General features: G+C 62.4%; 16 protein-coding genes. 9 read left to right on the top strand and 7 right to left on the bottom strand.

Annotated elements, in window-relative coordinates:
- Nucleotides 1–4: 4 nt before the first annotated feature.
- From fliR to EA797_RS18985, 3 genes are read left to right on the top strand one after another with little or no spacing between them, the layout of a single operon-like run.
- Nucleotides 5–784 carry a flagellar biosynthetic protein FliR gene (gene fliR / locus EA797_RS18995; RefSeq protein WP_122168078.1) on the top strand — a complete coding sequence of 260 codons (780 nt, stop codon included), beginning with the start codon at nt 5–7 and terminating at the stop codon, nt 782–784.
- Nucleotides 777–1,916 (top strand): flagellar biosynthesis protein FlhB, encoded by a 1,140-nt coding sequence (gene flhB, locus EA797_RS18990; protein WP_122168076.1) that lies wholly within the window; start codon nt 777–779, stop codon nt 1,914–1,916. The genes fliR and flhB overlap by 8 nt, the downstream gene beginning before the upstream one ends.
- Entirely contained in the window at nt 1,913–4,009 is a 2,097-nt protein-coding gene (locus tag EA797_RS18985) for a flagellar biosynthesis protein FlhA (RefSeq protein ID WP_122168075.1), read from the top strand. Before flhB ends, EA797_RS18985 begins: the two co-directional genes overlap by 4 nt.
- Before the next feature lie 313 nt (nt 4,010–4,322).
- Here EA797_RS18985 and EA797_RS18980 read toward each other — a convergent pair whose 3' ends face one another.
- A complete protein-coding gene (locus EA797_RS18980; protein WP_122168073.1) occupies nt 4,323–5,018 on the bottom strand; it encodes a dienelactone hydrolase family protein in 696 nt (231 codons plus the stop codon).
- 251 nt (nt 5,019–5,269) lie between these two features.
- Here EA797_RS18980 and EA797_RS18975 point away from each other — a divergent pair, with 251 nt between their 5' ends.
- Nucleotides 5,270–6,586 (top strand): MFS transporter, encoded by a 1,317-nt coding sequence (locus tag EA797_RS18975; protein ID WP_122168071.1) that lies wholly within the window; start codon nt 5,270–5,272, stop codon nt 6,584–6,586.
- Here the strand turns inward: EA797_RS18975 and EA797_RS18970 are convergent.
- Together EA797_RS18970 and EA797_RS18965 are read right to left on the bottom strand one after the other, a co-directional pair.
- Nucleotides 6,583–6,918 (bottom strand): PilZ domain-containing protein, encoded by a 336-nt coding sequence (locus EA797_RS18970; RefSeq protein ID WP_122168070.1) that lies wholly within the window; start codon nt 6,916–6,918, stop codon nt 6,583–6,585. The genes EA797_RS18975 and EA797_RS18970 overlap by 4 nt on opposite strands.
- Nucleotides 6,919–7,089: 171 nt before the next feature.
- Nucleotides 7,090–7,308: a hypothetical protein gene (locus tag EA797_RS18965; RefSeq protein ID WP_122168067.1), complete on the bottom strand. Its 219-nt coding sequence runs from the start codon at nt 7,306–7,308 to the stop codon at nt 7,090–7,092.
- A gap of 192 nt (nt 7,309–7,500) precedes the next feature.
- On the opposite strand from EA797_RS18965, the gene EA797_RS18960 reads away from it, so the two are divergent.
- Together EA797_RS18960 and EA797_RS18955 are read left to right on the top strand one after the other, a co-directional pair.
- Nucleotides 7,501–8,952 carry an iron-containing redox enzyme family protein gene (locus tag EA797_RS18960; RefSeq protein WP_122168065.1) on the top strand — a complete coding sequence of 484 codons (1,452 nt, stop codon included), beginning with the start codon at nt 7,501–7,503 and terminating at the stop codon, nt 8,950–8,952.
- Between the two features lie 27 nt (nt 8,953–8,979).
- Nucleotides 8,980–9,927, top strand: coding sequence for a methyltransferase (locus EA797_RS18955; RefSeq protein WP_122168063.1), 948 nt, complete (start codon nt 8,980–8,982; stop codon nt 9,925–9,927).
- Between the two features lie 55 nt (nt 9,928–9,982).
- Here EA797_RS18955 and EA797_RS18950 read toward each other — a convergent pair whose 3' ends face one another.
- The 4 genes from EA797_RS18950 to EA797_RS18925 all read right to left on the bottom strand — a co-directional run bounded on the left by EA797_RS18950 (nt 9,983) and on the right by EA797_RS18925 (nt 14,902).
- Nucleotides 9,983–10,915 (bottom strand): AEC family transporter, encoded by a 933-nt coding sequence (locus EA797_RS18950; RefSeq protein ID WP_122168061.1) that lies wholly within the window; start codon nt 10,913–10,915, stop codon nt 9,983–9,985.
- Nucleotides 10,916–11,694: 779 nt separating this feature from the next.
- Nucleotides 11,695–12,219, bottom strand: coding sequence for a transcriptional regulator (locus EA797_RS18940; RefSeq protein ID WP_122168057.1), 525 nt, complete (start codon nt 12,217–12,219; stop codon nt 11,695–11,697).
- A gap of 71 nt (nt 12,220–12,290) precedes the next feature.
- Nucleotides 12,291–13,463: a zinc-dependent alcohol dehydrogenase gene (locus EA797_RS18935; protein ID WP_122168055.1), complete on the bottom strand. Its 1,173-nt coding sequence runs from the start codon at nt 13,461–13,463 to the stop codon at nt 12,291–12,293.
- Between the two features lie 578 nt (nt 13,464–14,041).
- Entirely contained in the window at nt 14,042–14,902 is an 861-nt protein-coding gene (locus tag EA797_RS18925; protein ID WP_122168052.1) for a Rossmann-fold NAD(P)-binding domain-containing protein, read from the bottom strand.
- Nucleotides 14,903–15,068: 166 nt separating this feature from the next.
- Here EA797_RS18925 and EA797_RS18920 point away from each other — a divergent pair, with 166 nt between their 5' ends.
- The 3 genes from EA797_RS18920 (at nt 15,069) to EA797_RS18910 (ending at nt 19,547) form a co-directional block, all read left to right on the top strand.
- Nucleotides 15,069–15,989, top strand: coding sequence for a hydrogen peroxide-inducible genes activator (locus EA797_RS18920; RefSeq protein WP_122168050.1), 921 nt, complete (start codon nt 15,069–15,071; stop codon nt 15,987–15,989).
- A gap of 4 nt (nt 15,990–15,993) precedes the next feature.
- On the top strand, nt 15,994–18,069 hold the full coding sequence (recG, locus tag EA797_RS18915) for an ATP-dependent DNA helicase RecG (protein ID WP_122168048.1): 2,076 nt from the start codon (nt 15,994–15,996) through the stop codon (nt 18,067–18,069).
- Nucleotides 18,070–18,143: 74 nt separating this feature from the next.
- On the top strand, nt 18,144–19,547 hold the full coding sequence (locus EA797_RS18910; RefSeq protein ID WP_122168046.1) for an aminoacyl-tRNA deacylase and HDOD domain-containing protein: 1,404 nt from the start codon (nt 18,144–18,146) through the stop codon (nt 19,545–19,547).
- Nucleotides 19,548–19,556: the final 9 nt, after the last annotated feature.

Here is a 19,556-nt window from a genome sequence, read left to right as displayed (position 1 = left end):
CATCATGCAGGTCGGTCAATACCTGCAATCGTTGCTGGGCTACTGGTGGCCGTTCTGCCGGATCATGGCCGTGTTCAGCCTGGCGCCGATGTTCAGCCACAAGTCTCTCAGCGTGCGGGTTCGCGTGCTGCTGGCCATTGCCCTGACCGTTGTGCTCACCGCCGCGCTACCGGCGACGGCTCCCATTGACCCGCTGTCGCTCAAAGGCATTCTCACTGCCCTCGAACAGATTGCCATGGGTTTGCTGCTGGGCGTGGCGCTGATGCTGGTGTTCACCGTGTTCACCCTTATCGGCGATATCGTTTCGACTCAGCTGGGCCTGTCCATGGCGGTGTTTAACGACCCCATGAACGGGGTGTCGTCCGCGTCGATCATCTATCAGCTGTATTTCATCCTGCTGGCGCTGCTGTTCTTCGCCACCGATGGTCATCTGGTGATCGTCACCATCATCTACCAGAGCTTTGTCCTCTGGCCGGTCGGCAGCGGCATTCACTTCGACGGCCTGCAGACCATCGCGATGTCCCTGAGCTGGGTGATATCCGCGGCGCTGTTGATCGCCCTGCCGATCGTCTTCTGCATGACCCTGGTGCAGTTCTGCTTCGGCCTGCTCAACCGCATCTCGCCGGCCATGAACCTGTTCTCCCTGGGCTTTCCCATGGCGATCATCGCCGGGCTGGTCCTGATCCTCCTGACCCTGCCCAACCTGTCGGAAGCCTATCTGCACCTGACCCGCGAGCTGCTGGGCAACATTGGCGAGATCATGCGGAGCGGCCGCAATGTCTGAGCAGAACAGCAGCCAGGAAAAAACCGAAGAGGCCTCCGAGCAGAAACTCAAGAAGAGTCGCGACGATGGCCAGGTCACCCGCTCCAAGGATGTCGCCACCACGGTCTCGCTACTGGCCACGCTGCTGGTGCTGAAGTTCAGCATCGGCTTCTTTTTCGATGGCATGCAGCAGGCGTTCAGCTACTCGTATATCAACTTCCATGCAAGCGAGATGAGCGTCGATGACCTGCAGCTGATCCTGACCCACAACCTGCTGGCGTTCATCAGCGTACTGCTGCCCTTGCTGATCACGCCGATTCTGGTCATCGCCTTTGCGCTGGTGCCGGGCGGCTGGGTGTTTGCCTCGAAGAACTTCGCCCCCAAATTCAGCAAGCTCAACCCCATTACCGGGTTGGGCAGAATGGTTGGCGCCCAGAACTGGACCGAGCTGCTCAAGTCGCTATTGAAGATCACCGCACTGTTGAGCATCGCCGCTGGCCAGCTGTATTACGCCGCGCCCAAGCTGATCGCCCTGCAGCGCAGCGACATCAGCAACGCCATCGGCAGCGCTTTCTCCCTGACCTTCGACCTGGCGATCTCGCTGCTGCTGGTGTTCGTGCTGTTCTCGTTCATCGATATCCCGTTACAGCGCTTCTTCTTTCTGAAAAAGATGCGCATGACCAAGCAGGAGCGCAAGGAAGAGCACAAGAACCAGGAAGGTCGCCCGGAAGTGAAGGCGCGGATCAAACAGCTGCAGCGCCAACTGGCCCAGCGCCAGATCAGCCGGGTGATCAAGGATGCGGACGTGGTGATCGTCAACCCGACGCACTTCGCGGTGGCGCTCAAGTACGACCCCAAGAAGGCCGAAACACCTTTCGTCATCGCCCGCGGCGTCGACGAGACCGCCCTGTATATCCGCAAGCTGGCCCAGGCCAACGGGCTGGAGGTGATCGAGCTGCCGCCACTGGCGCGGGCGATCTACTACAGCACCCAGGTCAACCAGCAGATTCCGGCGCCGCTCTACACCGCGGTGGCCCATGTGTTGACCTACATCCTCCAGCTCAAGGCCTGGAAGCAGGGTCGCCGTACCAAGCCCAAGCTGGCCAGTGACATCCATATTCCCGAAGAACTGTTCAACCGAGCCCGATCATGAGCCTGATTCAGAAACTGACGCCGACCTTCAGCAGCGGACGGATTGGGATTCCGCTGATCATCCTGTCGATTCTGGCGATGATCATCCTGCCGCTGCCGCCGCAGCTGCTGGACGTGCTGTTCACCTTCAACATCGCCATGTCGATCCTGGTGTTGCTGGTCAGCGTGTCGTCGAAGAGTCCGCTGGATTTCTCGTTGTTCCCAACGGTGATTCTGGTCACCACACTGATGCGCCTGACACTGAACGTCGCCTCGACGCGGGTTGTGCTGCTCGAAGGCCACAGCGGCACCGGCGCGGCGGGCAAGGTGATCGAAGCCTTCGGCGAGGTGGTGATCGGCGGCAACTTCATCGTCGGTCTGGTGGTGTTCATCATTCTGATGATCATCAACTTCATTGTGATCACAAAAGGAGGCGAGCGGATCTCGGAAGTCACCGCGCGCTTCACCCTGGACGCTCTGCCCGGCAAGCAGATGGCCATCGACGCGGACCTCAACGCCGGCCTGCTAAGTAACGACGAAGCCAAGGCACGACGCCAGGAAGTGGCCAAGGAAGCCGACTTCTACGGCGCCATGGACGGTGCTTCGAAGTTCGTTCGCGGTGATGCCATCGCCGGCATCCTGATCCTGCTGATCAACCTGTTCGGTGGTTTTGCCATCGGCGTGTTCGTTCACGATCTGGCTGCGGGCGAAGCCTTCAAGCAATACGCCCTGCTGACCATCGGTGACGGCCTGGTGGCGCAGATCCCGGCGCTGCTCCTGTCCACTGCCGCAGCAATCATCGTTACCCGCATCAACGAGTCCAGCGACATCACCAGCCAGGTCCAGCGCCAGCTGCTGGCCAACCCTGCCTCGCTGTACACCGTGGCCGGCATTCTCTTCGTGCTCGGCATGGTGCCGGGCATGCCGCATCTGGCCTTCCTCGGCTTTGCCGCGCTGATCGGCTTTATCGGCTGGCGGGTATCACTGCACGAACCACCGGCCGCTGGCGCCGATCTCAAGGAAATCCAGGCCATAGGCCAGGCGATGGAAAAGGAAAAGGCACAATCGCTGGCCTGGGAAGACATCCCCCTGGTCGAACGCCTGTCGATTTCCCTCGGTTACAAGCTGGTCGGGCTGGTCAACGAAGCCTCGGGTGCGCCGTTGCCGGCACGGGTGCGCGGTGTGCGCCAAACCCTGTCCGAGCATCTAGGCTTCCTGCTGCCGGAAGTGCAGATCCGTGACAGCTTGCGATTGAAGGCCTCGCAATATGACATCTACATCAACGGCGAGAAGATCGACGGCGCCGAGCTGCATGCCGACCGCCTGATGGCGATTCCGTCGCCGGAGCTGTACGGCGAGATCGACGGCATCCTCGGCACCGACCCGGCCTACCGCATGCAGGTGGTGTGGATACAGCCGTCGGACAAATCCCGCGCGCTGAACCTCGGCTACCAGGTGATCGACTGCGCCAGCGTGGTTGCCACGCACCTGAACAAGGTGGTGCGCGAGCATCTGCCGGACCTTTTCAAGCACGACGACGTGGAACACCTGATGCAGCGCCTGACCCTGCAGGCACCGAAGCTCGCTGAAAGCCTGAAGAACGCGCTGAGCTATACGCAGCAGATGCGCGTCTACCGTCAGTTGCTGCTGGAAGAGGTGCCGTTGCGCGATATCGAAACCATCGCCAGCACCCTGCTCGAATGCAGCGAGACCACCAAGGACCCGGTGCTGCTGGCGGCGGACGTGCGCTATGCGCTGCGTCGCAGCATCGTTTCGATGATTGCCGGCGATCGTCGTGAGCTGGCGGTGTTCGTGCTGGAAAATGCGCTGGAAAACACCCTGCTCAACGCTCTCGCGATAGCCCAGCAAGCCGGCCAGGTAAGTCTGGACAACATTCCGGTGGAGCCGAGCCTGCTCAACCAGCTGCAGAACAGCATGCCGGTGGTGAAGGAGAAGCTGCGCAAGGATGGCCATCCGCCAATCCTCACCGTGATGCCGCAGCTGCGGCCGCTGCTGTCGCGCTACGCACGGGTCTTCAGCCCGGGCCTGCACGTGCTGTCGCAGAACGAGATACCCGATCGCGTCGGGGTGAACATTCTCGGCACGCTGGGTTAACCGGCTGGCAACACCGCTCTGCCGAGCGGCCGGGGATCGCCAGCAAGCTGGCTCCTACGGGTGCGGAATGGTGATCCGCACCTGGCATGCGTGGGCCGCTTTCGTAGGAGCGAGCTTGCTCGCGATCGAGCGACCCTTCGTATCTGAGAGCCGAAAGACGCGGATCACCAGCAAGCTGGCTCTTACGGGTGCGGAATGGTGATCCGTACCTGGCATGCGTGGGCCGCTTTCGTAGGAGCGAGCTTGCTCGCGATCACCGCCCTTGGGGACGCCAAACCGCCAGCGGAGCCGCCTCCACAGCCGTCTGGATTGCTTAGAGATTCTCTGCCAAGAACACCAATGTCCGCCCATGCGCCAGCGCCGCGGCATATTGGTTGTAGGCCGGCCGCGCCCAGCAGTTGAAGCCGTGGTCCACTCCCGGGTAAGTCTCGATCCGTGCCTGGCCGACCTGGGCCATCTTCTCCTGTACCGCGTCCACCGCATCGGAGTCGATGTGATCGTCTTCTTCGGCAAAGTGGAACAGTGTCGGGCAGGTGATTCGCTCGGCCTGATCCAGGCGTTTCTCGATGCTGCCGGGGTAGTAGCAGACCGCAGCATCGACGCCCGCATTGGCGGCGCTCAGGAACGACAATACGCCACCCATGCAATAACCGACCGAGGCCACGCGCCCGTTGCAATCGTCTCGCTCACGAAGCAGTTCGGCGCTGCGGCGCAGGTCGTCGATGGCGAGGTCGAAGTCCAGCTCCTTCATCAGCGCAAACGCACGCTCCCAGTCGCTGCCGTCGTAGCCTAGCTGGACGCCCGGCTCGCTACGCCAGAACAGGTCCGGTGCCAGCACTACGTAGCCATCGGACGCGTACTGATCTGCAACGGACTGGATATGCTCATTGACGCCAAAGATCTCCTGAATCAGCACGATGCCCGGGCCATGTCCGGCTGGCGGCAGCGCGAGATAGCCTTTGAAGGTCTTGCCATCCTGTGCGGGAATGTCGATCCACTGTGAAGTCATGCCGGTCTCCGTTGGTTGCGGGGAATCGCCAATCACGCGGGCGTGCGCGCCAGGTGATCGGCTGGAAAACGTGCGACAGGTCAGGGCTGTCGTAGTTCGCGGATGGTCCAGCATAGACGGAACCGGTGACCAGCTGTTTGCAGGACGGTTTTCTCGTCCAATGTCGGCCGGTCAGACGTCAGAGCCGGGGCGGTCCGCTACCATGTCCGCCCCGAACACCACCGGCCATTCGACTGCCACGGAGATAATCGATGCCTCAGGCGCCATCAGCAGATATCCACGACTCCAGCGCTGAGCCGCACAGTGGGCGTCTTTATCGCAAGATCGCCTGGCGCCTGATTCCGTTTCTCTGCTTCTGCTACTTGGCGGCTTATCTGGATCGCATCAACGTGGGCTTCGCAAAACTGCAGATGGCCGAACAGCTGCAGCTCAGCGAAGCGGCGTTCGGGCTCGGCGCGGGTCTGTTCTTCGTTGGCTACATCCTCTTCGAAGTGCCGAGCAACCTGATCCTCAAGCGAGTCGGGGCGCGGGTCTGGATCGCGCGGATCATGATCACCTGGGGAGTGCTCTCGGCCTGCACCATGCTGGTCACCACACCTGGACAGTTCTACCTGGTGCGGCTGCTACTGGGTGTTGCCGAAGCGGGCTTCCTGCCGGGCGTGCTGTATTACCTGACCCTGTGGTTTCCGACCTATCGTCGCGGGCGGATCATCGCGCTGTTCATGATCGGCCTGCCGCTCTCGAGCGTGATAGGGGCACCGCTTTCGGGCTGGATTCTCGATGCGTTCGATCAGGTGCAGGGCCTGCGTGGCTGGCAATGGCTGTTCCTGCTCGAAGCCATTCCCAGCGTCCTGCTCGGCCTTATGGCGCTGCGGATGCTGCCCGACGGCCCTGAACGCGCCGACTGGCTGGACTCACGCGAGCAAGGGCTGGTGCTGCGCGACCTCGCCGTAGACGAGGCGCAGAGCCCGGCAAGCGGTGAAAGCTTTCGTCAAGGCTTCTTCAACCTGAAGGTATGGATGCTGGGCGGCATCGACTTCGCGATCTTGCTCAGCGCTTACGCGCTCGGCTTCTGGATGCCAACCTTCATCCGCAACGCGGGCGTCGAGGATGCGTCGACCATAGGCCTGCTGACCGCACTTCCGAGCGTAGCCGCGGTGGTCGGCATGCTTGCCCTCGGAGCCAGCTCGGACCGCTTTCGCGAACGCCGCTGGCACATCATCCTGCCTTTCTGGGTGGGTGCCGCGGCGATGGCGACCAGTACGGTCTTCACCGATAACGTGGTGGCCACAGTGCTGTTGTTCGCCATTGCACAGGCAGCGATCATCGGGGCGGTACCGGTTTTTTTCAGCCTGCCGGCGACCTTTCTCACCGGCACCGCAGCAGCGACCGGCTTCGCCCTGGCTTGCTCTTTGGCGAACATTGCCGGGCTGGTAAGCAATACCCTGATCGGGCTGGCGCTAGATATCACCGGAAAAAGCGGCAGCGCGTTGCTGTTCTTCGCCGCCTGCCTGGTACTTGGTTCGCTGCTGGTATTCGCGCTGCCGGCGAAGGTGGTCAACCGCTAATCACGCCGCTTGGGCATCAACTCACCGATTAGGCGGGTGTAATCATCGCTGGGCCGATCCAGTGAGAAGCCCATTTCGAAACTGTCGCGTCGGGAGTCTTTGCGCACCCACTGGCAAAGGACCACAACCTGCACTTCCCGGGTTTTCTCGCCCACGGTCGGCACGTGCAGGCACATCTCATAGCAGCCGCTCATGCCCAGCGGCTGTTTGGCGATCAAACGCAGCCCGCCCATCGACATATCGGCCACGTACCCCATGGGGTCGCCGCTGAGACGATTGGTGACCTGGATTCGGCTGAGATGGCGGAAGGTAAGGCGGCTGTGTTGGCGCATGACGAGGCTCTGGCAGTCCTTTTTGCCGCCGTGCTGCCTCGGGAGCGTCCTCCCAGGTACCGAGCCCGGCGGTGTGCATAAAGGCTGCAGGCGACCGGATCGACTCAGAACTTAAGGGGCGCACGGATTTATTTTGTGCGGAGCGGCAACGCTGCCGCCCCGCTATGGCGACTAGCGCTCGGGGCGCTGCTGCTTGTCGCGTTTCATCGCATCTTCTTCGCTGACTTCGTCTGCCATGCCGCGGGGAATGTTGTACGCACCACCCGGTACATCGTCGCGATCACCGCCGGCGGCCTCACCATTGCTTTTGCGTCCGGCCTGGTCTACCCGCCCGTCTTTGCGGTCGGTGATGGATTCCAGGTTTTCTTTGCCACGTTCAGATTGGTTCATAGGACCTCCGTCTGCTTGCTCGTTCGGACACCGATCGGCGTCCCCACAGGTTAGGAAGGCACCAGATCGCGGAAGTTGCATGCAAATCGCCTCTGCGGGATGACCGGCCATTCGGCAGGCCCGCTGAACTATCCCCCATAGAGACGGCCAAAAAATCATCTGGGGAATACCCCACTGCCGCCGTGTGAAATTATGCAACTGACTCGAAGCCTGCCCGTCGACATTACGCCCGTGACTTGCGAGGCCGCTGCGCCTTCCCGAGCGCTGTACTTCGCCTTGCTCGATGCACCCGATAGCGAGAGCGTCCGGGAGCGCGCTGCTGACTACCTCGCAGCGCAGCTGGATGCCGCATCAGCTCTGCCATGCGACTTGCCGCAAGACCCGGCCGGGCTTGGTGAATGGCTGGATAGCCACACGGCCAAAGTCGGGGAGCAGTACAGGACTTACCTTGACGCACGCCGGGCCGGAGCGCCGCGCCGGTATTTTTCCAGCAAGGCTCATGCATTGCATTTCCTGCAGGGCGTAGCGCCGACCAAACTGGTAGACGGCGCCTGGCTCTACGGGCTGCTGCAACGCTGGGACGATTCTCGCTTCACCTCTCTGATCCAGACCTACCTGGAAGAGCTCGGCGAAGGTCAGCCGGAAAAGAATCACGTGGTGCTGTATCGCAAGCTGCTCGCCAGCCAGGGTTGTGATGACTGGCAGAATCTCGATGATGACAACTTCGTGCAGGGCGCGATCCAGCTGGCGCTGTCCGAGCACGCTGAGCAGTTCCTGCCAGAAGTGATCGGCTTCAACCTCGGTTATGAACAGCTGCCGCTGCACCTGCTGATCAGCTCTTACGAGCTCACTGAACTCGGCATCGATCCTTACTATTTCACCCTGCATGTCACGGTCGACAACGCCGACAATGGCCATGCGAAAAAGGCGATTCAGGGCCTGATGGCCGCTTGGCCGCTGGTGGGTGACAGCGACGAATTCTATCGCCGGGTCATGAACGGCTATCGCCTCAATGACCTGGGTGCCAGCACGCTTTCGGTAATCGGGGGTTTCGATCCCGAGCAGGAAGTGTTGCGCGTCATGGAAAAAAAGGCAGGCGTTGGCCAGTTCGTGCATTCGGACTATTGCCGCTTCGATGGCCGCACCGTGAACCAGTGGCTGGCCGAGCCGGCGCTGATTCCGCAGTTTCTCGAAACCCTGCAAAGCCGTAGCTGGATCAAGCGCCACGAAGACCCGCAGCACAGCCGCTTCTGGCAACTGATTACCGGCGAGCAGGCCCCTATGTTCGGCGTCTTCAGCGCCCATGAGCAGCAGCTGATCCACGACTGGATCGCTGGGGATTGGCTGGCCGAGCAAGCACCGACACGTGGCAAACCGCACCCGTCGCTGGCTCAGCGCCAGGGTCAGTTCAACGGTCGCCGGCGTCTTGCGAATGAGCGCTCGCCCAAGCCCGCTTTGGTGCAGAGCGAAGGCGTGGCGGTGAGCGATTTCGATCAGGAAACCCAGCTGCTGGAACAGCAACTGGCCCAGCTGCCCAGCCGCGACGCACGCATGCGTCACTTATTGCCGCTGTTGGCGCCGACCCGCCATCACAGCGCGGCTGGCTTGCTCGCAACACGCATTTTTACTGGACTGTTCAACTGAGAAGGCGACATCTCGCCAGGGAAACGTATGACGACCGAAACTGCCCAGGACCGTGCCCTACTGCATCTGGCCGAAGCGCTGCGTGAGCGCGGCTATCATTTCATCACCCCTACGCCGTTGACCCATGAACGCGTCAACAGCCGCGTCGAAAACGCCCTTGCCAAAGACCTTACCGGCGTTTTCGGCTGGAGCCGTCCATTCCAGCATGAGTTGTTGCCCACGGCGATTTTCAGCCTGATGGATCAAGCCGGCGTGCTCGCTCCGTCTGACACCTGCTGGCGCAGCCGTGTACGGTTTTCCAGCCTCGATGGCCAACTGTTCGTGCATTCGGCTTATCCCACCGAAGAGCCCGATGCCGTGTTCTTCGGCCCGGACACCTACCGCTTCGCCAATGCCATCCTGGCCCATCTGAACAACCACAAAGGCCATATCGGCCGCGTTGTGGATATCGGCTGCGGATCGGGTGCTGGTGGAGTGCTCGCTGCGCTGGCACGGCCGCAGGCGGAGGTGCTGGCGGTCGACATCAATCCCGCGGCGCTGCGTCTGACGCGCATCAACGCAGCACTGGCCGGCGCTGACAACCTGACGGCGCGCCACAGCGACCTGCTCAGTGACGTCGGTGGCGAATTCGACCTTATCCTGGCCAACCCTCCCTATCTGGTGGACCCGAGCGAGCGCGCCTACCGTCACGGAGGCGGCCCGTTGGGTGCCGGCCTGTCGCTGGCGATCTTCGACAGCGCTCTGGAGCGTCTGGCACCATGCGGCACGCTATTGCTCTATACCGGCGTAGCGATGCACGGCAATCAGGATCCCTTCCTCAGGGAAATCAGCCAACGCCTGGAAGGGCGTGAATTCAGCTGGAGCTACCGCGAAGTCGATCCGGATGTGTTCGGCGAAGAGCTGCTTGATGGGGCCTACACCGAGTGCGACCGCATCGCTGCAGTCGTGCTGGAGGTTACCCGGCCGGCTGGATGAATCGCCTTGCAAGGCGTTAGCTGACACCGTGTGAAAACCGCTTTAAGGTTTTAACCTACACCGGTAACAGCACCAGACACGTCGACAAGGTGATCAGCGAGCCGAGGGTGGAATACAGCACCACCCGAGATACGCGCGATGCTTCACGCCCGTAGAACTCGGCAAGCATGTAAGGCCCGGTGCCCGTAGGCAGGGCACTGAGCAACAGCGCTGAGTACGCCCAGAGCGTCGGCAGCTCGAACACCTGAAATGCCAGATACCAGGTGATCAGCGGTTGCACGATCAACTTGAGTGCTACCAGCGGCCAGACTCCCGTCACCTTGCCCCCAGGTAGCGGCTGCGCGAGAAACAATCCCAGGGACACCAGCGCGCAGGGCGCCGCAGCCGCGCCAAGCAGCTTCAGCAACGTCGCCAGCGGCACCGGCAGAGCCAGCCCGCTTGCCGCCCAGATACCTCCCAGCATTGGCGCCACTACAAGCGGGTTGCGCACCAGCGCGGCGCTGACCTTGCGCAGCGTCCGACCGAAGCCCTGGCCCGCGTGCAGCCCGGTCTCCACGCAGGCCAGGGCAATGGCGAACAGTACGCACACCACTACGATGCTCGCCACCATTGCTGGTTGCAGCGCTTCGTCACCCAGCACCAGCATGCACAGTGGAATGCCGATGTAACCGGTATTGGCATACGACGCACCCAGCGCATCCAGGCTGGCGTCGGCCAGGGGCTGCTTTTGCACCAGTCGATAACCGAGGGTGACGCCGAAAACCCCAAGGCAGCCCACCGAGAATGCCGTGATGAAGCCCGGCTGCCAGAGCTGCTCCCAGGTGGAATTGGCGACAACGCTGAACAGCAGCGCGGGTAGCGCCAGCCAGACAACGAAGCGGTTCAGCTCGGAGGCACCCGTCGGTCCCATGCGGCCGGTACGGCGGCAAATGAAACCCAGCAGGATCAGGGCGAAGACTGGGAGGACGATGTTGACGACGGCGGACATGGATTCTCATCGGGTGGCGGCCGCTAGAGGTGGCGGTACGGGACGGGCTGCAGACCTTAGCAAAAAACGGCCTATCGCATTCTCCAGGGCGAGTCGCTTCTTTCCAAACGCCGAAAAAGTAAACCAAAACGCTTGCTCCGGCATCCGGATTAGGCGTCCCCGGTTCGCTTCGCTCGACTTCCCTCACTCCATCGCTGCTCCGAGGGGCCGCGCAAGGGCCATCCATACCGACGTCGGCCCCGACTCTTTACGACTCTCGCGGCATCCATGCCGCTCGCCCCTCTACGCAGCGATTCCATTCGGCCTACTGAAGGGGCGGCCTGTGGTGGCTGGCGGTTGAGTTGCCAGTTGGTCGCATGGGCGAAGCTCATCGTTCCTGCTTGATTCGGCTGCACTGCGCGGCCCGCCCCATCCTACGAGGCTCTTTTGCTCTTTGTGCGCGCGCACTATCAGACGACGCAAAACGCCCCATCAGGAGGTGAGAGGAATCGTTGCGTAAGGGGGCGAGCCGCATGGATGCGGCGAGAGGCTTAAAGGGCCAGCGATGGCCCTTGTAAGCCGGTCCATGGAGCGGCGGTGGAGCGAACGGACCCCGGCGCAGCCGGGGCCGGATGCCGGGGCAAGACTTTTTGGTTCCTTTGGGCGGGGCCGGCCATCCGGCGAATGCCAAAAGGGACTCGCCCAGCAGGCTGAAACCAAATCATCAAACGACTCGTTAATCGCCCCGAAACACCGTTTCAAACAGCGGCAGCGATTCGCTTCGCGCCCCTCACCTCACATCAATGCAACATTGCCGATGGGCTATAACCGTTTGGCTCGGCCCGCGCTGATGCAAACTTCGCCTCGACCCGCCCACGCATGGTTTCGGGCGCCTGCGCAAAACCGCTGCGGTCGCTGTAATCCCACTCCGTTACCAGCTCGTCCTCAGAGGCCAGGCCCTTGGCGCAGGTGATGTCCAACGCGGTGATGCTTGCGACGGCACCCGCTGCGATAGCCGCGTTGACCTGCTCGGTTCCGTTCTCGATGCTCATCCCAAGGCCGGCAAGGTCCAGCATGTCACCGCCGATGCGGCCGTATATCCAAGGTTTGGGGTTATCGGTCAGCAGCAGGCCGACGCCTGTGGCAATTTCCCTGGCACCGCAGGCGCGGATCAGGCCTTCATTACCTGGCACGCCAAGAAAACGGGCCAGCTTGCCGGGCATGACCAGCTGCGCAACGCCCAGGCCGATACTGAACCAGCCCAGGCCACGAGCCAGGGTACGGGCGGAATGGTTGGTACGGGTCACTCGATGTGGAACGCTCATGAACAGTCCCTCCTTCGGGGCTCGGAAGCGGGCGGCGATTCCCTGGATCAGGGATTCGCCGCCCGGGGGCCTCAGGGTTTAAGAACCACCTTGATACAGCCGTCGTGCTTGTCTCGGAAGGTCTTGTACATCTCGGGACCCTGCTCGAGGCTGACGGTGTGGGTGATGACGAAGCTAGGATCGATTTCGCCCTCCTGGATGCGTCTGAGCAGGTCGTCGGTCCAGCGGTTGACGTGGGTCTGGCCCATGCGGAAGGTCAGGCCCTTGTTCATGGCGGCGCCAAAGGGGATCTTGTCGATCAGACCGCCATACACGCCGGGAATCGAAATGATGCCGGCTGGGCGGCAGACGTAGATCATTTCGCGCAGCACATGGGGGCGATCGGTCTCCAGCATCAATGCCTGCTTGGCGCGGTCGTACATCGAATCGATCGAGCGACCGGCATGTGCCTCCATGCCCACCGAGTCGATGCACTTCTCCGGACCCTTGCCGCGCGTCAGCTCCTTGAGTCGCTCGAGCACGCTTTCTTCATCGAAGTTGATGGTGATGGCGCCGCCCGCGCGCGCCATGGACAGCCGCTCGGGTACGTTGTCGATACAGATGACCTGCATGGCACCCATCATCAACGCGCTGCGGACGGCGAACTGGCCGACCGGCCCAGCACCCCAGACTGCCACGGTGTCCGTTGGCTGGATGTCGCACTGGGCGGCGGCTTGCCAGCCGGTAGGCAAGATGTCCCCCAGAAACAGCACTTGCTCATCGGTCAGGCCATTAGGGATAACCACCGGTCCGACATCGGCATAGGGCACACGGACGAATTCGGCCTGGCCTCCAGCATAACCGCCAGTGAGGTGCGAGTAGCCATAGAGGCCAGCGGTGGAGTGCCCGAATACTTTGTCGGCCATGTCCTTGTTGCGATTCGAGCGCTCACATACGGAGAAATTGCCGCGTTTGCACTGATCGCAATCGCCACAGACGATGGTGAAGGGCACCACCACCCGGTCGCCGACTTTGAGCTTCTTGTTGGCCGAGCCGACTTCCATCACCTCGCCCATGAACTCGTGGCCCATGATGTCGCCATGCTGCATGCCGGGCATGAAACCATCGTAGAGGTGCAGGTCAGAGCCGCAGATCGCGCAGGAGGACACCTTGATGATGGCGTCGCGTGGATCTTCTATAGACGGATCGGGAACGTGGTTGTCGCAGCGGATGTCGTGCTTGCCATGCCAGCGAAGGGCTCTCATTGGAAAAATTCTCCTGGTTCGGTGTTCGAAAACGCCGCCGCGGTGGTTCTTCCTGATGTCTTCGCCGCAATGCGGCAGCTGCTCCTGACCCGACTGCTGCCATGCGGCAAGGTGTACGGCGTGCGTGCTATCAAGGTTTTAGTAAGCACGATGCCGGCAGAGTTGCCTGGATCTAATGCAATGAGCTAAATCACCGACGGACAGCGATAACTGGCGCCGGATTGAAACGTTATATCGGCCGTTTACAGCGCGTTCGTGGCATTTCTACGGTAATCATCACGGACCGAGCAAAGCGCTTTTCGCAGGAGCGAGCGTGCTCGCGATCAGGAGCTGGCGCGACCCCGGTGTGGCAGCAGCCCACGGATCGCCAGCAAGGACTGCGCGTCCCCCCCTGGCTCCTGCAGCAATGCGGTGGTCATCGCGAACCAGGCACAGCGCTTTTCGTAGGAGCGAGCTTGCTCGCGATCAGGAGCTGGCGCGACCCCGGTGTGGCAGCAGCACACGGATCGCCAGCAAGGACTGCCCGCCCCCCTGGCTCCTGCAGCAATCGCGGCGGTCGTCGCGGGCCTCGTTGCCGCTCAGCCTTTGCCGGGGCGGATGGAGGCGTAGCCGTTTCGATAGCTCGGGTACTGCGGCACCCATCCTAGAGCGCGGGCGCGCGCATTGCTGCACCGTTTGCTGCCTGCGCGGCGGGTCATGGTTTGCTCGGCCCATTGGGTCACACCGAGGCGTTCGCGCAGCCAGTCGACCACTTCGTGCAAGGGTGCTGGGTCATCGTCGACGCCCAGATAGCAATCTTCCAGATCGCCGCCATTCAGATCGGTCTGCAGCAGGCACGTCAGCAGCGCCGCGGCATCGTCACGATGGATGCGATTGCTGAACTGCGGTGGCTCGCGGTCGACGCGCAACCCGGCACGTACCTGGTTCTGCATCCACGGCCGTACCGGGTCGTACAGTCCGGCCATGCGCACCCGTGTGGCGGGAAATCCACAATCGAGCGCCAACTGCTCAGCCTCGAGCATGACCTGGCCGGTATAACCGGTGGGTTCGGTGGCGGAGGTCTCATCGATCCATTCACCGCCGTTCTGCGCATAGACGCCGGTGCTCGAAAGAAAGAACAGCCGCTTGGGACGTTGCCCACGTTGTTGCAGCCAGCCAAGCGCGTTGCGCAAGCCTTCGACGTAAGCCTGCCGGTATCCCGGTTCATCGTGCTGGCTAGCCGAGGCGGCATATACCAGATAGTCGAGATTGCCATTGGGCCAGCCACGCGGCACCTCGCTCGACGCCAGGTCTCCGCGTACCGGCAGGATCGGCACAGGCAGGCTCGCCGCCTGGCGGCGCAAGCCGTACACCGTCCAACCCGCTCGGCTCAGCTGCAGCCCGAGGCGAATACCAACATCACCGCAGCCGGCGATCATTACTGAGGGACGTATTGCCATGGCGGTTGCTCCGTAACCGGTGCGGGCCACCCATTCGGCCCGCCGAGGATCAGTGTACTGCTGCCAGCATCGTTTCCGCTTGTCACCTTATAAGGAACGGATGCTGGCCAGTTGGTTCGAACACGAGCAAAGGCTATGCTAGCCCGCACTCTGATGGAATAACGCTATGACACTGACCGAACTGCGCTACATCGTCACGCTCGCCCAGGAATCTCACTTCGGCCGCGCCGCCGAACGCTGCCACGTCAGCCAGCCCACGTTGTCGGTGGGGGTCAAGAAGCTCGAAGACGAGCTCGGTGTGCTGATCTTCGAGCGAACCAAAAGCGCAGTGCGGCTGACGCCCGTCGGTGAAGGCATCGTCACCCAGGCGCAAAAGGTGCTGGAGCAAGCGCAAAGCATTCGCGAACTGGCTCAGGCCGGCAAGAATCAGCTGGCCGCGCCGCTCAAGGTAGGCGCCATCTATACCGTCGGCCCTTACATGTTCCCGCACCTGATTCCGCAGTTGCACCGCGTGGCGCCGGACATGCCGCTGTACATCGAGGAAAACTTCACCCACATTCTGCGCGACAAGCTGCGCACAGGCGAGCTGGACGCAATCATCATCGCGCTGCCGTTCCAGGAAGCCGACGTGCTGACCCTGCCGCTGTATGACGAGCCCTTCTACGTGCTCATGCCCGCCGGCCACCCGTGGACGAAAAAGGAAACCATCAACAGCGAGATGCTCAACGACAAGAGCCTGCTGCTGTTGGGCGAAGGTCATTGCTTCCGCGATCAGGTGCTCGAAGCCTGCCCGACCACTCGCAAAGGCGAGGCGCCGAGCCACACCACGGTGGAATCCTCTTCGCTGGAAACCATCCGCCACATGGTGGCCTCGGGGCTGGGCGTATCGATCCTGCCGCTGTCGGCCGTCGACAGTCATCATTATTCCCCGGGCGTGCTGGATATCCGACCGCTGACGCCGCCCGTGCCGTTCCGCACCGTGGCCATCGCCTGGCGCGCCAGCTTTCCGCGCCCGAGAGCCATCGAGGTGCTGGCCGACTCCATCCGCCTGTGCTCGGTTGCGAAACCGCCCGCCAAAAAAGCCTGATGCCATGAGCGAGCTGGCTGCGGTCCCGGTGACCGCGATAAAGGGCGTCGGCGCGGCGCTGGCCGAAAAGCTCGCCAAGGTCGGCCTGGAAAGCTTGCAGGATCTGCTGTTCCACCTGCCGCTACGCTATCAGGATCGTACCCGTATCGTGCCGATTGGCGCCCTGCGCCCCGGTCAGGATGCGGTGATTGAAGGCACCGTAACGGGCGCGGACGTGGTGATGGGCAGGCGCCGCAGTTTACTGGTCCGTCTGCATGACGGCAGCGGCAGCCTCAGCCTGCGCTTCTACCATTTCAGCCAGGCGCAAAAGGAAGCGCTCAAGCGCGGCACCCAGGTGCGCTGCTATGGCGAAGCGCGGCCCGGCGCCTCGGGCCTTGAGATCTACCATCCCGAATACCGCGCGCTTGACGAGAACGAGCCGGTGGCTGTCGAACAGACGCTGACGCCGATCTACCCGACCACCGAAGGCCTGACCCAGCAACGGTTGCGGCAGCTCACCCAGCAAGCGCTGGCACGGCTCGGTCCACACAGCCTGCCCGACTGGCTGCCAGACGAGCTGATCCGCGACTACCGACTGGCCAAACTCGACGAAGCGATTCGCTATTTGCACCGTCCACCGCCGGATGCCGATCTGGAAGAACTCGCCGAAGGTCGCCACTGGGCCCAGCACCGGCTGGCCTTCGAAGAGCTGCTGACCCACCAGCTGTCGATGCAACGCCTGCGCGAGAGTAGCCGCGCCCAGCACGCGCCGCCGCTGCCTGCAGCGCGTGAGCTGCCGCAACGTTATCTGCAGAACCTGGGTTTCCAGCCCACCGGTGCCCAGCAACGGGTCGGTGCGGAGATCGCCTACGACCTCGCCCAGGACGAGCCGATGCTGCGCCTGGTGCAGGGCGATGTCGGCGCCGGCAAGACGGTGGTTGCGGCGCTCGCTGCTCTGCAGGCTTTGGAGGCTGGCTATCAGGTGGCGCTGATGGCGCCGACCGAGATCCTCGCCGAACAGCACTTCATCACCTTCTGCAAATGGCTCGAGCCGCTGGGCATCGAAGTCGCCTGGCTGGCCGGCAAGCTAAAAGGCAAGGCGCGAGCCGCTGCGCTGGAACGCATCGCAGCAGGCTGCCCAATGGTGGTCGGCACGCACGCACTGTTTCAGGATGAGGTGCGGTTCAGCAGGCTCGCACTGGTGATCATCGACGAGCAGCATCGCTTCGGCGTGCAACAGCGCCTGGCGTTGCGACGCAAGGGCGTGGAGGGCCGGCTCTGCCCGCACCAGCTGATCATGACCGCCACGCCGATTCCCCGGACGCTCGCCATGAGCGCCTATGCCGACCTGGACACCTCGATTCTCGATGAACTGCCGCCTGGTCGCACCCCGGTCAATACCGTACTGGTGGCCGACAGCCGCCGCCTGGAAGTCATCGAACGGGTGCGTTCGGCTTGCAACGAGGGTCGCCAGGCCTACTGGGTCTGCACCCTGATCGAAGAATCCGAGGAGCTGACCTGCCAGGCCGCAGAAACCACCTTCGAGGACCTCTCCGCCGCGCTCGGCGGCCTCAACGTAGGGCTGATCCATGGCCGCATGAAGCCCGCGGAAAAAGCCGCGGTGATGGCCGAGTTCAAGGAAGGACGTTTGCAGCTGCTGGTGGCCACCACGGTAATCGAGGTCGGGGTCGATGTGCCCAATTCCAGCCTGATGATCATCGAAAACCCCGAGCGCCTGGGCTTGGCGCAGCTGCACCAGCTGCGCGGCCGGGTCGGTCGTGGCAGCGCAGCAAGCCATTGTGTGCTGCTCTATCACCCGCCGCTTTCGCAGATCGGCCGTGAGCGGCTGGCGATCATGCGCGAGACCTGCGACGGGTTCATCATCGCGGAAAAGGATCTCGAGTTGCGCGGCCCCGGCGAAATGCTGGGCACGCGGCAGACCGGCCTGTTGCAATTCAAGGTTGCTGACCTGATGCGCGATGCCGATTTGCTGCCAGCCGTACGTGACGCCGCGCACGCTCTTTTGGAACGGTGGCCACAGCACGTAAGCCCCTTGCTAGAGCGTTGGCTGCGCCACGGCCAGCAATACGGGCAGGTTTGACGCTCGTCGGTAAACTCAAACCGCACTAACGGTATGGCTATACTGCGCCGATCGGGAATAACACGGACACGTTCATGAACACGGCTGCCGAAAGCAATAACCATAATTCGCTTCCGCCAATGATCGTCCAGCTGCTGGACAAATTGGCATTGCCTTATCGCACCTGCGAGGAGCGATCCGACCTGGATCCGGCTCAGCGCATGGAGGCGGTGCTGGTCGACGACGCCATCGGCGCGTTGCTGGTGCTCTACCCTCGGGACCACCTGCTCGACCTTGCTCGCCTCGCCGAGCTGACCGGGCGCCAGCTGATTGCAGTCAAGCCGGATCGATTGACCCGCATGCTTTCCAAGCACGACCTCAAGGTCTTGCCGGGCCTACCGCCGCTGACCAGCTCACCCTGTCTCTATGAGGAACGCTTGCTGCAGCAATCTGAGCTGCTGATCCAATCCGGTCAGCCAGGCTTGTTGCTCGCCGTGGCCAGCAGTGATTTCAAGCAAATGCTTAGCAAGGCCAGCGCCGGGCAATTCGCGGTTCCGCTGAGCAATATCCAGCCCAACCTCGACCGTCCGGAGGAAGACCGCGCGGAAATCAGCCAGGCGGTGGAAAGCTTTACCGCCCGGCGTATCCAGAAGCGCCTGGAAGAAACCATCGAGATCCCGCCGCTGGCGCAGACTGCGCAGAAAATCATCAAGCTACGCGTAGACCCAAACGCGTCGGTTGATGACATCACAGGTGTGGTGGAGACGGATCCTGCACTCGCGGCTCAGGTCGTCAGCTGGGCCGCTTCACCCTACTACGCCGCGCCCGGCAAGATCCGCTCCGTCGAAGACGCCATTGTTCGCGTGCTCGGCTTCGATCTGGTGATCAACCTGGCGCTGGGCCTCGCGCTCGGCAAGACCTTGAGCCTTCCCAAGGATCAACCGCAACAGGCGACGCCATACTGGCAGCAGTCGATCTATACCGCGGCGGTGATCGAAGGGCTGAACCGCGCTATCCCCCGCACGCAACGCCCGGAGGCAGGCATCAGCTACCTGGCCGGCCTGCTGCACAACTTTGGTTATCTGGTTCTGGCCCATGTATTCCCGCCGCACTTCTCGTTGATCTGTCGGCATATGGAGGTCAACCCGCACCTGAGCCACAGCGTTGTCGAAAAGCACCTGCTGGGCATCACCCGCGAGCAGATCGGCGCGTGGTTGATGCGTTACTGGGGCATGCCGGACGAGCTGTCCACGGCGCTGCGTTTCCAGCACGATCCACACTACCAGGGCGAGCATGCCGGGCACGCCAATCTGGTTTGCCTCGCCGTGCGACTGCTGCGTAATCGTGGTATCGGTTCCGGACCCTACAGCGAAATCCCGCAGGAACTGTTCGATCGTCTCGGACTGAGCCGCGACAAGGCCAACGATGTGGTGAACAAGGTGCTCGATGCGGAAGCCGCCTTGCGCGCCCTGGCCATGCAGATCCAGCCTGGGCAGTGAGACCAAAGG

The organism is Stutzerimonas zhaodongensis, assembly GCF_003696365.1.
GTDB classification, from domain to species: Bacteria; Pseudomonadota; Gammaproteobacteria; order Pseudomonadales; family Pseudomonadaceae; genus Stutzerimonas; species Stutzerimonas zhaodongensis.
This window is presented reverse-complemented; position numbering and strand designations above follow the sequence as displayed.